At 69.2% G+C, this 12561-nt stretch carries 16 protein-coding genes; 8 read left to right on the forward strand and 8 right to left on the reverse strand.

The window, feature by feature from the left end; genetic code table 11:
- Window positions 1-186: 186 nt before the first annotated feature.
- From HLH27_RS08930 to HLH27_RS08945, 4 genes are all read right to left on the reverse strand, one after another.
- On the reverse strand, window positions 187-1044 hold the full coding sequence (locus HLH27_RS08930; protein WP_182949700.1) for a TIGR01459 family HAD-type hydrolase: 858 nt from the start codon (window positions 1042-1044) through the stop codon (window positions 187-189).
- On the reverse strand, window positions 1044-2114 hold the full coding sequence (locus HLH27_RS08935) for a quinone-dependent dihydroorotate dehydrogenase (RefSeq protein WP_182949701.1): 1071 nt from the start codon (window positions 2112-2114) through the stop codon (window positions 1044-1046). Before HLH27_RS08935 ends, HLH27_RS08930 begins: the two co-directional genes overlap by 1 nt.
- A gap of 128 nt (window positions 2115-2242) precedes the next feature.
- Window positions 2243-3691: a class II fumarate hydratase gene (gene fumC / locus HLH27_RS08940; RefSeq protein WP_182949670.1), complete on the reverse strand. Its 1449-nt coding sequence runs from the start codon at window positions 3689-3691 to the stop codon at window positions 2243-2245.
- A gap of 424 nt (window positions 3692-4115) precedes the next feature.
- Window positions 4116-5051, reverse strand: coding sequence for a hypothetical protein (locus HLH27_RS08945; RefSeq protein ID WP_182949671.1), 936 nt, complete (start codon window positions 5049-5051; stop codon window positions 4116-4118).
- Between the two features lie 58 nt (window positions 5052-5109).
- Here HLH27_RS08945 and HLH27_RS08950 point away from each other — a divergent pair, with 58 nt between their 5' ends.
- Complete coding sequence (locus HLH27_RS08950) at window positions 5110-5367, forward strand: hypothetical protein (RefSeq protein ID WP_182949673.1); 258 nt, start codon at window positions 5110-5112, stop codon at window positions 5365-5367.
- 407 nt (window positions 5368-5774) lie between these two features.
- Here the strand turns inward: HLH27_RS08950 and cobU are convergent, their stop codons facing one another.
- The gene (gene cobU / locus HLH27_RS08955; RefSeq protein ID WP_246375659.1) at window positions 5775-6317 is read right to left on the reverse strand and encodes a bifunctional adenosylcobinamide kinase/adenosylcobinamide-phosphate guanylyltransferase; all 543 of its coding nucleotides are present in this window, start codon (window positions 6315-6317) and stop codon (window positions 5775-5777) included.
- 103 nt (window positions 6318-6420) lie between these two features.
- Between cobU and cobT the strand changes: the two genes are divergently transcribed.
- The 4 genes from cobT (at window position 6421) to HLH27_RS08975 (ending at window position 8929) form a co-directional block, all read left to right on the forward strand.
- Window positions 6421-7419, forward strand: a complete 999-nt coding sequence (gene cobT, locus HLH27_RS08960; RefSeq protein WP_246375661.1) for a nicotinate-nucleotide--dimethylbenzimidazole phosphoribosyltransferase — start codon at window positions 6421-6423, stop codon at window positions 7417-7419.
- Window positions 7416-8177 carry an adenosylcobinamide-GDP ribazoletransferase gene (gene cobS / locus HLH27_RS08965; protein WP_182949676.1) on the forward strand — a complete coding sequence of 254 codons (762 nt, stop codon included), beginning with the start codon at window positions 7416-7418 and terminating at the stop codon, window positions 8175-8177. Before cobT ends, cobS begins: the two co-directional genes overlap by 4 nt.
- Before the next feature lie 145 nt (window positions 8178-8322).
- Window positions 8323-8475 carry a hypothetical protein gene (locus HLH27_RS08970; RefSeq protein WP_182949677.1) on the forward strand — a complete coding sequence of 51 codons (153 nt, stop codon included), beginning with the start codon at window positions 8323-8325 and terminating at the stop codon, window positions 8473-8475.
- 121 nt (window positions 8476-8596) lie between these two features.
- A complete protein-coding gene (locus HLH27_RS08975; RefSeq protein ID WP_182949678.1) occupies window positions 8597-8929 on the forward strand; it encodes an SMR family transporter in 333 nt (110 codons plus the stop codon).
- Between the two features lie 12 nt (window positions 8930-8941).
- Here HLH27_RS08975 and HLH27_RS08980 read toward each other — a convergent pair whose 3' ends face one another.
- Window positions 8942-9364: a CHRD domain-containing protein gene (locus HLH27_RS08980; protein WP_182949679.1), complete on the reverse strand. Its 423-nt coding sequence runs from the start codon at window positions 9362-9364 to the stop codon at window positions 8942-8944.
- A gap of 83 nt (window positions 9365-9447) precedes the next feature.
- Entirely contained in the window at window positions 9448-9585 is a 138-nt protein-coding gene (locus tag HLH27_RS08985; protein ID WP_182949702.1) for a hypothetical protein, read from the reverse strand.
- A 313-nt stretch (window positions 9586-9898) separates the two neighbouring features.
- Between HLH27_RS08985 and HLH27_RS08990 the strand changes: the two genes are divergently transcribed.
- The gene (locus tag HLH27_RS08990) at window positions 9899-10126 is read left to right on the forward strand and encodes a hypothetical protein (protein WP_182949680.1); all 228 of its coding nucleotides are present in this window, start codon (window positions 9899-9901) and stop codon (window positions 10124-10126) included.
- Window positions 10127-10193: 67 nt separating this feature from the next.
- Here the strand turns inward: HLH27_RS08990 and HLH27_RS08995 are convergent, their stop codons facing one another.
- Complete coding sequence (locus HLH27_RS08995) at window positions 10194-11120, reverse strand: lysophospholipid acyltransferase family protein (RefSeq protein ID WP_246375663.1); 927 nt, start codon at window positions 11118-11120, stop codon at window positions 10194-10196.
- An 86-nt stretch (window positions 11121-11206) separates the two neighbouring features.
- Here HLH27_RS08995 and HLH27_RS09000 point away from each other — a divergent pair, with 86 nt between their 5' ends.
- Both HLH27_RS09000 and HLH27_RS09005 read left to right on the forward strand, forming a co-directional pair.
- The gene (locus HLH27_RS09000; protein WP_182949703.1) at window positions 11207-11623 is read left to right on the forward strand and encodes a hypothetical protein; all 417 of its coding nucleotides are present in this window, start codon (window positions 11207-11209) and stop codon (window positions 11621-11623) included.
- A 227-nt stretch (window positions 11624-11850) separates the two neighbouring features.
- Window positions 11851-12264, forward strand: a complete 414-nt coding sequence (locus tag HLH27_RS09005) for a hypothetical protein (RefSeq protein ID WP_182949681.1) — start codon at window positions 11851-11853, stop codon at window positions 12262-12264.
- Window positions 12265-12561 lie beyond the last annotated feature (297 nt).

Raw genomic sequence — 12561 nt, forward strand, 5'->3', positions numbered from 1 at the left:
GGCGCTCTCGCTCACCAGCCCACATTTCCAGGCAGCGTCTTCGTGGCTATCTGGGACGATGCGCTGGTGATGAGCCGGCACGCGTTTCCAGGCAGGACCTTCGTGGCTGCCTTTTGTAATGTAAGGCGACGAATTGGGGTGCAGGGATCCGTGACCCCTGCTGGGTTCCGGTAAAGCCGGGAGTGTTCAGGCTGTCCAGCGGAAGGAGGGCACGCAGGCTACCGGGGTCAGGCCTGCCGAGGTGGCTTCTGCTGTGGCCAGGGCGGTGTCGTTTCCGATCATTTCCTGGTGGATGCCGCCCAGCACCCAGCAGCCGTCGACCCCGACCGCTTTCGCGCCGCGCATGTCGGTGGCCAGGGCGTCGCCTACCGCCAGCACGCGGGCGGTGGGTACGCCCAGCATGTGCAGGACGGGGCCGTAGACTTCGGGATGCGGCTTGCCGATCCAGCGGACGGCGCAGCCTTTCTGCTCGTAGAGGCTGGCCAGCAGGCCGGCGCAGATCAGGCGTCGGCCGCCGCGGATCACTTCGAGGTCCGGATTGGCGCACACCATCTTCAGCCCACGCGCGGCGCAGGCGTCCAGCAGCGGCAGATAGGGTGTGGGGTCGTCTTCGCCCTGTTCCGGGTTGGGGCCGGTGTTCAGGATGAAATCGGCCTGCGCCGGGTCTTCGACCCGTTCCAGATCCAGCCCTTCGAACAGATTATAGTCTTTCGGCGCCCCCAGATGGAGCATCCGGCGCCCCAGCCCGGCGAACCAGGGGTCGGTGCGGTCCGCCAGCAGGCCGCGCGTATATTCGCCGCTGGTCATTACCCCGTCATACAGGTCGTCCCCCACGCCCATGCCGCGCAGGCCCTCGCGCACCACCGACACCCGCCGGGGCGCGTTGGACAGCAGCACGACCCGCCGCCCCGCCGCGCGCAGGGCCGCCAGCGTGTCCCGCGCGCCGGGATAGGGGCTGACACCGTCATGGATCACGCCCCAGAGATCGACGATAAACCCGTCATACCGGTCGGCCAGCGGCGCCATGCCGTCAAGGAAGTGCATCATGCGGTGCCTTTCGCGTCGGCCAGTGTCTCGAACCCTTCCGCATTCAGGGCGCGGACGGTCTCGCGCTTCAGGCGCCGCACGATCCCAGGTCCCTCATACGCGAAGGCGCTGTAGAGCTGCACCAGATCGGCCCCGGCGCGCACCCGGTCCACGATATCGGCTCCGGTCTCGATCCCGCCGCAGGCCACCAGGGTCAGCCGGCCGGCGGCGATCTGCGCCACCTCGCGCAGCACGCTCTCCGCCAGGGGGCGCAGCGGGCGCCCCGACAGGCCACCGCTTTCGCCGGCATGGGGGCTGCGCAGCCCGTCGGGCCGCGAGATGGTGGTGTTGGTCACGGTCACGCCCTGCGCGCCGCCCGCGATCACGGCCTCGATCACCGGCCCGATATCGTCGCGGGCCAGGTCGGGCGCCAGCTTGACCAGCAGCGGCGGACGGTCGGGATGGGCCTCGCCGATCGCCTGGAGGATGGCCTGCAGCCGGTCGGCCTGTTGCAGGTCGCGCAGGCCGGGCGTGTTGGGCGAGGACAGGTTGAGGACGATATAGTCCGCATGATGCTTCACCCGCCCGACCAGGCGGGGATAGTCGCGCTCGGGATCCGCACCGTTCTTGTTGATGCCCAGATTGGCCCCGACCGGCACCTTCGCGCCCGCGCCGGTGCCCTTGGCCGGCAGGCGGTGCAGCCGCGCCATGCGGACCACGAACTTGTCGATCCCCTGGTTGTTGAAGCCCATCCGGTTGATGATCGCCCGGTCTTCCGTCAGCCGGAACAGGCGCGGGCGCGGATTGCCTTCCTGCGGCAGCGGCGTCACCGTTCCCGCTTCGACGAAGCCGAACCCGATCCGCGCCAAGGGGCGGATGACCTGGGCGTTCTTGTCGAAACCCGCGGCGATGCCGATCGGGTTTGGAAAACGCAGCCCCATGGCCCGCACCGACAGGGCCGGATCGTCCCGACCCGAGCCGCTGCCGCCCCCCAGGCCGAGCATCAGGGCATCGAGGGCAAGGCGATGCGCGTCCTCGGGGTCCATCCGCCGCACCAGGTTCAACAGCATATTCGACACGATGTTCATCATGGTCCGATTTTCTGCCGTACATCCCGGGACGTTAAAAGGGCTTTGCCGGAAAAACCCCGGCTCCCGATCACGATGCGGTGGTCCGGGAGCATGCGCGCCGGATCGCCACCAGCGCGCATTTCCGGTCAGGCTCCGGCTACGCCGTGGCCTACCATGTCTCCGGGCCTGACCAGACGGTCGAATGTTTCCGCGTTTACCAGCCCGGATCGCAGGGCGGCCTCGCGCAGCGACAAATCGTGCTCCATCGCGTCATGGGCGATGGCGGAGGCGCGGTCGTAGCCGATGGCGGGCGTGAGTGCCGTGACCAGCATCACCGATCCTTCGACATAGCGGCGGATCCGGTCGAGATTGAGCTGTGTCCCCTCCACCGAGAAGGTCCGGAACGAGCGGCAGCCGTCGGCCAGTATCCGCAGGGAATGCAGCACGTTCGCGATCACGACCGGCCGCATCACGTTGAGTTCGAACTGTCCCTGGCTGCCGGCGAAGGCGACGGTGGCATCGTTGCCCAGGATCTGGGTACAGATCATGACCATGGCCTCGCACTGGGTCGGGTTGACCTTGCCCGGCATGATCGACGATCCCGGCTCGTTGGCGGGCAGCGACAGTTCGGCCAGGCCGCAGCGCGGGCCGGAACCGAGCCAGCGCATGTCGTTGGCGATCTTCATCAGCACCACCGCGCAGCCGCGAATGGCGGACGACACGCGCACCATCGCATCCAGCCCCGCGAGGGCGGCGAATTTGTTGGGGGCGGTCACGAACGCGGCCCCGGTCAGGTTTGCCAATTGGGCGGCAATCGCCGTTCCGAAACCTGCCGGTGCGTTCAAGCCGGTTCCCACCGCCGTTCCGCCGGCCGCCAGTTCCAGCGCGCCCTCGCGCGCCGCCTGCACGGCGCGCATGGCGTCGCGAAGCTGATGCGCCCAGCCCGACCATTCCTGACCGACCGTCAGTGGCACCGCATCCTGCAAGTGGGTGCGGCCGATTTTCACGACATCCTGCCATTCGCGCGACCGGGACTCGATCAGCCCCGCCAGCGCGTCCAGTTCCGGCAGCAGGCGGCCGTCGATCGTGCGCACCGTCGCCACATGCATGGCGGTGGGAAACGTGTCGTTGCTGGACTGGCCCATATTGACGTCGTCATTGGGGTGAATCGGCTTCTGGCTGCCCGGCTCGCCGCCCAGCAACTGGATCGCGCGATTGGCGATGACCTCGTTGACGTTCATGTTGGTCTGCGTGCCCGACCCGGTCTGCCAGACGAACAGGGGGAAATGCGCATCCAGCCGCCCGTCCGCCACTTCGTCCGCCGCCTGCATGATGGCCGCGGCCTTCCAGTCCGGCAGGCGGCCGGCCTGCTGGTTCACCAATGCCGCCGCCTTCTTCACCAGGCCGTAGGCCCGGCAGAGTTCCAGCGGCATATGGTCGGTGCCGATCGAAAAATGGATCAGGCTGCGCTGGGTCTGCGCGCCCCAGTAGCGGTCGGCCGGCACCGCCAGCGCGCCCATCGCGTCATGCTCCTGCCGCTCGCCCTGCACGTTCAGGCCGATCGGCAGATCGGCATGCAGTCGGTATTCGGACATGTCGTCATCCTCCGTCGCGTCAGATTACGTCGCCGCGACCGGCATATGCGGCCAGCCGCCCGCGGCACGGTGCCACCCTGAGCGGCTCAGCGTCCACCGAATCCCCCATCACCAATTCGGCATGCGTCGCGAGACTCTTCGCCTGCGAGAGGCTGTTTCGGGAATCGGTCGTCGACCTCGGGGCTCCCCCTCCGTTGGCATTCCATCGGCCCGAAGCGCCGACGGAACCTTGGCCAACTCCGCCCCGAAACCCGCCAAAGGCTGGGCCTTTGGAAACGCGTTTGTTTATCAATGAATTGGGAGGAACGAAATCGGGTGTGGGTTTGGCCGCCGGTGTCTGCAAACACTCCGGCCCGGGCGCAAAGAAAAAGGGCGGCACGTCGATGACGTGCCGCCCTTTTTGGACGCGATAGGCCGGGTGCGATCAGCCGCGCGCGGCGGCCAGACGAGCCAGGCGCACTTGCTTGCGGGCCTCGCGCGCTTCGCGCCACGCGTCGACTGCCGTGCGGTCGCCTTTCGCCAGGCGGCGGCCGGTTCCACGCTGCGGCGTCGGGGCGGCCTTGGCGGCGACCGCCTTCTTGGCCGGCGCGGGTGCCTTGACACTCTTGGCCGGAGCCTTGGCGACTTTCGCAACCGCCTTCGCGGCGGGGTTGGTCGCGGCCTTCGGTGCGGCCTTTACCGGGGCCTTCGCGGCCGGCTTGGCCACGTCTTTCGGCGCCGCCTTGCGGCCGGCGGCGGCCTTAGCCTTGACGGGAGCCGCCTTTACTTCGGGCTTCGGCGCCTCCTTGACCGACTTCGTCGTGGTCTTGCGCGCTTTTGCCGAAACCGGCTTGGCCTCGACGGGCGCGGGGGCGGCGGCACGGGCCTTGACACTACGCTTCGGAAGCGCGACCGGGGCGACGGCGGCAGCGACCTTGCGACGGGCCGGGGCCTTGGCCGGCGCCACCGGCGCCGCCACGGTCGCGGGCTTGCGCGCCGGAGTGGCCTTGGCGGCAACCTTCTTGGCCGTCGCGGGCTTGCGGGGCGACGTCACGGCTTCTTCGGCGACCGGGCCGGCCTTCAGCACCGTGCGGGGCGTTCCACGACGCCGTGCCGGGGCGGGCACGGGCACGGCGGGAGCCGCCACCGGCTCTGCCGCGACCTTGGCCGCCTTGGCAACGCGCGTGCGGCGCGCCGGCTTTTCCTCGGCCTTGGCCACGACGGGAGCCGGGGCGACCGGAGCGGTTTCGATCTTGGGGGCGGCGGCCTTGGCCTTCCCGCGGCCACGCTTCGCGGGCGTCGCCTCGGGCGCCGGCGCTACCACCGTCTCGACATCCTTGCGCGATGCCTTGCGCCGGGTGGGTTTCGTCTCATCACTCATTACAGGTGCAACCTTTCGTTGTCTTGATGGTCGACAGTCCGTCCGGGGCCGGTGTGCCATGGCGGCAGAGTCGGAAACCGGAATTGCGAAAGACCGTTTCCATTCCCCGCCATCGTCGATGGCCTGCCTGGATGTGCCGGCAAAAAATATCTTCTTCTTTCGCATCATCTCGGCGCTGTCGCGGCTGCTGTCAAGTCAAAGCATGAACCTGGCCTCGTTTTTTCTTGCAGCATGGCGCAGTCCGGGCCATTCGGCCCGAACGGCAATACATCGATGTCTCCAATTCTTTTTATTATTTCTACGCTTTTACGAATGACACAAAAATTCACGTTTCTTCCGCCATATCGGTCTCGACTGTCGGAACGGCGTGTTGCGACGCGGCGGATGGCGACCGGATTCCCGCGTCGCGGCGCCCGGCGATCGCGCGGAGATGGGAAATCGTCCGCGCCGCCGGGCGATTTCCCCGCCCCCGCCGGTCGATCGCCCCGGGCCCGGCGAGCCGGCGACGCGGCAGGATTTCGAAATTCTTCGAACGAACGCGCATGAGTGCCATCGCGGGATGGTGGAACCGGGCGGCATGCATCCGGGCGCGCCCTGCCATGCGACCGGCGAATGCGGAAGGGGAATTGCCTGCACGCCGCCGCCGGGGCGCGAGGCGTGCGCGTGGCATCGGAACTTTTGCAACGGAGTCTTGCCTGAATCCGGGATCGCCGCCTTTGGCGATCAATCGGCCTTCACGACCATGGGCAGGCCGGCGACCATGAAGACGACCTGACGTGCCGCGCGGGCCACGATCTGGTTCAGCCATCCGGCCTCGTCGCGAAAACGCCTGCCCAGCGGTGTCTCCGGCACGATGCCCAGCCCCACTTCGTTGCCGACCAGGACGGTCGGGGCCTGCCGGCGCGCCAGTGCCGGCAGGAGGGCATCGGTCGCGGATGCGATATCGCGTTCATCCAGCAGCAGATTGGTCAACCACAGGGTCAGGCAATCGACCAGGACCGGTGCCGGGCCCGCTGCATCGAGCGCTGCCGCCAGTTCCAGCGGCTCTTCCACCGTGTGCCAGCCGGCGGCGCGGTCATCGCGATGCCGGGCGATCCGCGCCTGCATTTCCGCATCCCCTGCCCGGGCGGTGGCGATATAGGTCCAGGGTCCCGGGGCGGTCATGACCAGATGCTCGGCATGCCGGCTCTTTCCCGATCGCACGCCGCCCAGCACCAGGGTAAAGCCGGCCTGCGTCTCGGTTCGTGCCGGTGCCATTGCGTTCATTCCCTGTGTCTCCTGCAAGTCTGTACTCTTGCGCCCGGGCGCATAACGCCACACAAGACTCGCCATGCAAGTCCCTTCCGGCGCCACCACAAATTTTTCAGGCATGGCCGACCTGCACGCCGCATGCGTCGACCTGCCGCCTGCCGACGAGACGGCGCGGATGGCCATTGCGGCGCGCGAGGCCACGTTGACCAAGCCGGCGGGCAGCCTGGGCCGGCTGGAAGAGCTGACCGCGTGGCTGGGTGCGTGGCAGGGACGCGCCGTGCCGACCCTGGAGCGGGTGCGGATCGTGATCTTTGCCGGAAATCACGGGGTCGTTCGGCAGGGGGTTTCGCCCTGGCCGGCCAGCGTGACCGCCCAGATGGTCGGCAATTTTGCCGCCGGCGGGGCCGCGATCAACCAGCTTGCCCGCGTGGCGGACGCCAGCCTGACCGTCGTGCCGATGGCGGACCTTGCACCGACCGAGGATTTCACCGTGGCACCCGCCATGACCACGCCCGCCTTCCTGCACGCGGTTACGACTGGGTACGCGACGGTGGACGCGGAGACCGACCTGCTGTGCGTGGGGGAAATGGGAATCGGCAACACCACGGCCGCCGCCGCGCTGGCGGCCGCGCTGTTCGGCGGGAGCGGGCGCGACTGGGCCGGGCGCGGTGCCGGGTTGGATGCGGATGGGGTGGCCCACAAGGCCGTGGTGATCGACCGCGCGCTGGCGCAGCACGAAGCATACCGCGACGACCCGCTGATGGCGGCACGGATTTTCGGCGGATACGAAATGGCGGCCATGCTGGGCGCGGTGCTGGCGGCGCGGCATCGGCGCATCCCGGTCCTGCTGGACGGGTTCGTGTGCAGTGCCGCCGCCGCGCCGCTGCGGCGGCTGCATGCGACGGGGCTGGCCCATACCCGGCTTTCGCACCGTTCCGCCGAGGCCGCGCACCATGCGCTGGCGCGCTACATGGGCGTGGAGCCGCTGCTGGACCTGGGCCTGCGGCTGGGCGAGGCCTCGGGCGCCGCGCTGGCCGTGCCGCTGCTGCGGGCGGCCCTGGCCTGCCATACCGGCATGGCCAGCTTCGCCGATGCGGGCGTCAGCGAGCGGACATGAGCTGGCTGGGCCGGCGCCGTGCCGATCTGGCCGCCGGCATCGGGCTGCTGACGCGACTGCCCGTGGGCTGGCTGTCGGCCGGCGGGGCGTTTGACCTGGGCCGTTCGGTCTGGACCTGGCCGCTGGTGGGCATGGCGCTGGGGGCGACCGGCGGCCTGGCTGTGGACGGGCTGGCGGCGATGGGACTCGCCCGTTCGCTGGCCGCCGCGTGGGCGGTGGCGCTGCTGATGCTGCTGACGGGCGGGTTGCACGAGGACGGGCTGGCGGACATGGCCGACGGGTTCGGCGGCGGGCGGGACCGGGCACGGAAGCTGGCGATCATGCGCGACAGCCGGATCGGCAGTTATGGCGCCATGGCGCTGGGCATGGCGCTGCTGATCCGGGTGATCGCAGCGGCGGCGGCACCCCATCCGGCCGTTGCGATGGCCATTGCCGGCGGGCTGGGCCGGGCGGCGATGGGGGGCCTGTGCCGGGCCATGAAGCCGGCGCGGACGGACGGGCTGGCGGCCGCCCTGCCCCGCATCCCGCGCCCCGCGCTGGCCGCCTGCCTGCTGGCCCCCGTCGCGGCCGCCCTGCTGCTGCTGCCGGCCGGGCGGGCGTTGCAGGCCTGCGTCGCGGCGGCTGTGGTGGCGGCGTTGCTGGGCCGCCTGGCGCAGCGCCAGGTCGGCGGGCTGACCGGCGACGTTCTGGGCGCCACCGCCGTCTGTGTCGACTGTTGTGTGCTGAGCCTGGCGGGCATTGCCGGACCACCGGGCTGAGTCGCCGGCAGGCGGGCCATCACAGCGGCCCATCACATACGCATGATTGCCATTTCCCCTGCTTGTGCCGGCATCGGGCCGCACCAGATCCCTGTGAGGCGCACGGAATCCGCGCGCCGCAATCTGGGTGCAAGGAAAACAGGTCATGGACAATAAACGCCTGGCCGGAATCCCCGGCGACGATGGAGCCGCCAACAGGACCAAGCAGGTGATCGGCGGGGTTGTGGTGGTGGCGGTACTGGTGGCCGCGATCATTGCCAGTATCGCGCTGTCGCCCACGATCATCCTCGGCCACTGAGCGGTCGGCGCGCCGCCCGCGCGTGGCGGGCGCGTCGGCGCAGCTTCCCAAGCGGGTTCCGGTTCGGGCAAGATCCGCCGGACCGGAAACCGCCGGGACCCCGACCGAGGACGCGCGATCCGTGAAGGCCTATCTGTACCTCGCCACGGCGATCGTCGCCGAGGTCTTCGCGACATCGTTCCTGAAATATACGGACAGGTTCACCCGGCCCCTGCCGACGCTGCTGACCTTCGGCGGGTACGCGGTGGCGTTCTTCTTCCTGTCGCTGACGCTGCGCTTCCTGCCCACGGGCATTGCCTACGCGATCTGGTCGGGTGTGGGCGTCGTGCTGATTTCCGCCGTCAACTGGATCTGGCTGAAGCAGCGCCTCGATGCCCCCGCGCTGGCGGGCATGGCGCTGATCGTGCTCGGTGTCGTCGTGATCAATCTGTTTTCACGCTCCACCGGGCACTGATCCGGGCGTGTATCAGCGGACCTGGAGCTGCGCCCGGGCCTCGCCATCCGGCCGGGCGGCGGTGTGCAGGTTGACATAGAGGCGGCCCGCCCGCAGCACGCCGACCTGGTCGGGCGTCAGGATCACCGCGCCGCGGAGCGGGCTGGTATAGGGGCCCTTGATCGGTGCCAGCACCCCGGCATCCTGGCCCGGATCGGCCGGGCCGTGGAAATGGGCCGCCATGACGGCGCCGCTGAGCCCGTGCCACACGATGACGTAGGTGAGCAGGTTCCGCTTTTCGTTCAGCGTGCCCGTCACATTGCCTGTCGGGTGGCCGGTCGCGCCCGCCACCGGGGCGAATTCGCCCGTGACCTGGAGGGCTCGCGCCCCGGCCGGAGCCATGGATGCGAGGGGGGCGGCCAGCAGCAGGCCGGCGAACAGCAGGGAACGGCGCATTATCCAGATCTCCCGGATCTTCGTGAAACAGGCAGGGTGGACCCGGACCTTTCGGACGCGGCCCGGGCCCGCATGCCGGTGGATCAGATATCCAGGCCGGCCGACCGCTGCAACGCCGACAGGTCCGGGTCGATCCGCGTATCGACAAAGCGCGCGAGCTGAATGCCACAGGCTATGAACAGACCCGACGCCAGGCTCATCATCCCCAGATAGACCATCATGCCCTCCTGATGAAAACCATCCTATCGTGTCTGCAATGACCGCCTGCTGTGCCCGAATCATGGCAAGAGGCAGGCTTTTTTTCAGCATCGGTTGCCGTCCGTGCGGGGTGCACCGATCCATCCGCGATTCTATACGAAAGCGAACAGATATTCCCGTTAACTTAATAAGACGCGGACCCGACACCCCGCCAACGCCGGAAGGTGGTACAAGGTTGCGCGGCCCCACCGCCGCCCCCTGTCGCCGCCGGCGGGCTGGACAGCGCCATGGCGCCACCACACATCATGGGTCCGGCAACAGAAGGAAATCCCGGCCATGTCCCGTTTTGTCGAAGATGACGACCGCCCGGCCGATGCCGGCGCCGGCAAGCACGAGCAGGCGCGCCGCCTGGCCGAGGCCGCGCTGAAGGCCGAGGACGAGGGCGACCAGGCCCGCGCCGACGACCTGTTCGCCGAGGCCGACCGCACCGACCCGCAGGCCGTGGAAAACGTGCTGATGGAATGGCCCGACCACCCGCGCGCGCGACGGCACGCGCGCGGCTGAGGGAGGCCGTCTGCTGCCCTGCCCGCATCGTGCGGGCCGGGTCAGGGGCTGGGGAGGGCGTGCGCGCTCAGGAGCCGTGCGGGCCGGGGTTCTCGGCATTGCGGCGCAGCAGGGCCGCGCCCTCGGCCACCGCGTTCCAGGCGGCCTGGGCCAGCGCCTTGCGGCTGGGGAAGGCGTCGGGATCGAGCGGCGGGTGCAGGATGACGCTGGCGCGCATCGAGCGCCACTGGGCCAGCTGCCAGACATGCGGCGCCAGGTCCATGTCGCCATACCAGGAAAAGACCGGCCGGCGATGGCGGTTGACGTTGAGCCCGTCCAGCCGGTCGTAGACCAGCGACACCGGCTGGATCAGCGGCGCCATGCCGGGCGCGTAGGTCAGCATCGGCGGATCGGTCTCCGCCCCCTTGCGCAGCGGCGGCATCTTGGCGATGGCGAAGAAGGCCGACATGAAGGGCAGCACGCGCATGCCGTCCGACGACGTGCCCTCGGGGAACAGGACCAGATTGTCGCCCTCGATCAGGCGGCTGACCATTTCGTCGCGCTCGCGGCCCGTCGTGCTGCGCTGGCGGCTGACGAAGATCGTGCGCCCGATGCGCGAGACGGTGCCCATGATCGGCCACGCGCCGATATCGCCCTTGGCGACGAACACCGACGGCAGGACCGTGCCCAGCACCGGCACATCGAGCCACGAACAATGGTTGGACACGTAGATGACCGGGCGCTCGCCGCGCGCGCGCGCGCGGGCGCCGCCCACCGTGCCGGCGCGCGTGCCGATCACGCGGATATTCATCGAGAGCAGGCGGCACAGCACGCCCCAGATCACGCGCGTCCAGCGGATTTTCGCCGTGCCGGGCACCAGCAGCAGCAGGGCCTCGAACGAGACCGACGTGGGCACCCAGCAGGCGATGGCCAGCAGGCGCGCCGTCGCCCGCAGGCGCGCCGACAGGCGGCTGCCCGACGGAACGGGCGGGCTTTCCACCTCGGCGCTGGACATGTCGGGTCTGGGGAGGCCCCGGGTCCGCGCCGGCCGGCGCGCGCTCATGGACCAACGGCCCGGTCGGGAACCAGGCAATACCGGAGATGGCGAGAAACGAACTTCATGAACCGATCATAACCCGGTTGGGAGCCTGCATCAAAAGCCCCGCCTGGGGCCGCCTGACAGCGGCCATGCATCACCAATCGGGCGCCATGTCAATGAAGGAGGCTGCTTCGCAAGCCCCGCTGGCCGGGCGCCGCCGCGATCATCACATGGCCGACAGGTCGGCAAACAACCCGGCGATGGGGCGTTGGGGTTGCGTGCATGCCCCGACCGGGCGCGCACGCCAGACAGGGAGTGTCATCATGTCGAACGACACGAAACCGACGCCGCAGAACCCGGACGAAAAGAAGCCGGCCCGCCCCCCGACCGAGCAGGAAGACGCCAACCTGGACGAGGAACTGAAGGAAAGCTTCCCCGCCAGCGATCCGCCATCGTCGGGTCACGCGACCGCGCACTGAAGGACGGCAGGCCGGAACGGGCGGCGGCGCGACTGGTGGACGGTGTGCCTCCCGCGCCCGTCGCGTGCCGGACATCCCGGGTTCGTGATGGCCTGTCCCCTGAGCGGGGCCCGCGTCGATGCCCATATCTGGGACAGGGTCACCGCCTCCCTCCCGCGCACCGTCGTTTTGCGAAGCCGGCGGTCAACCCGTTCCGGATGGAATGATGGGAACAAGGGAGATTTTCCATGACAACAGCATCTTCGGGCCTCGCCGCCGGCTCCGGACGGCAGGCCGATCCACCCCAGCCGGACGGCCCGCCCGACTGGGTGAGCTGCCTGGAGGCCCTGCTGGCCGGCGGCGAGCCGCGCAACGGATACGAGACCCTGCTGCACCGGGCAGCGGATATCGGATTGTATGACGTTGTCCGGAGCTGGGGCATGACCGACACCCCGATGCCGGTCGACACGATGACGGCCCGCCTGCTGCTTCCGCCCGCCATGCTGGCGGCCGTCACCCGCGAGACCGGGTGGACCGAGGACGAGGCGCTGGCGGCGCTGACGACCGAACTGCCGCTGGCGGTCCGGCGCTACAGCACCCGCCAGCGCTTCAACCGGTTCGGCCATACCGGCTGCCATGGCGAGGACCCGATGCGCCGCTAGGAACCGGTCGGTCGCCGGTCGTCGGTCAGTCAATCCTCTGGGGATCGCGGGATCCTGTGCTATCTGTCGCTTCCCGCGACAGGCATCGCGCCACGGCACGCCCGTTTCCATCGCGGGATAATTCCGTCCGGATGGAAAGATGGCGCACCCGGTGCGTTTCGATGCCCACGGACCAGAGAAAGGCCATGCCATGTCTGACACGACCTTGCCGATGATCGGCACCGAAGCCGCGAGCACGACCCGGATTGTGCCTGTCATCCTCTCCGGCGGGACGGGCAGCCGGCTGTGGCCCCTGTC

It is taken from the genome of Gluconacetobacter takamatsuzukensis (assembly GCF_014174275.1).
GTDB classification, from domain to species: Bacteria; Pseudomonadota; Alphaproteobacteria; order Acetobacterales; family Acetobacteraceae; genus Gluconacetobacter; species Gluconacetobacter takamatsuzukensis.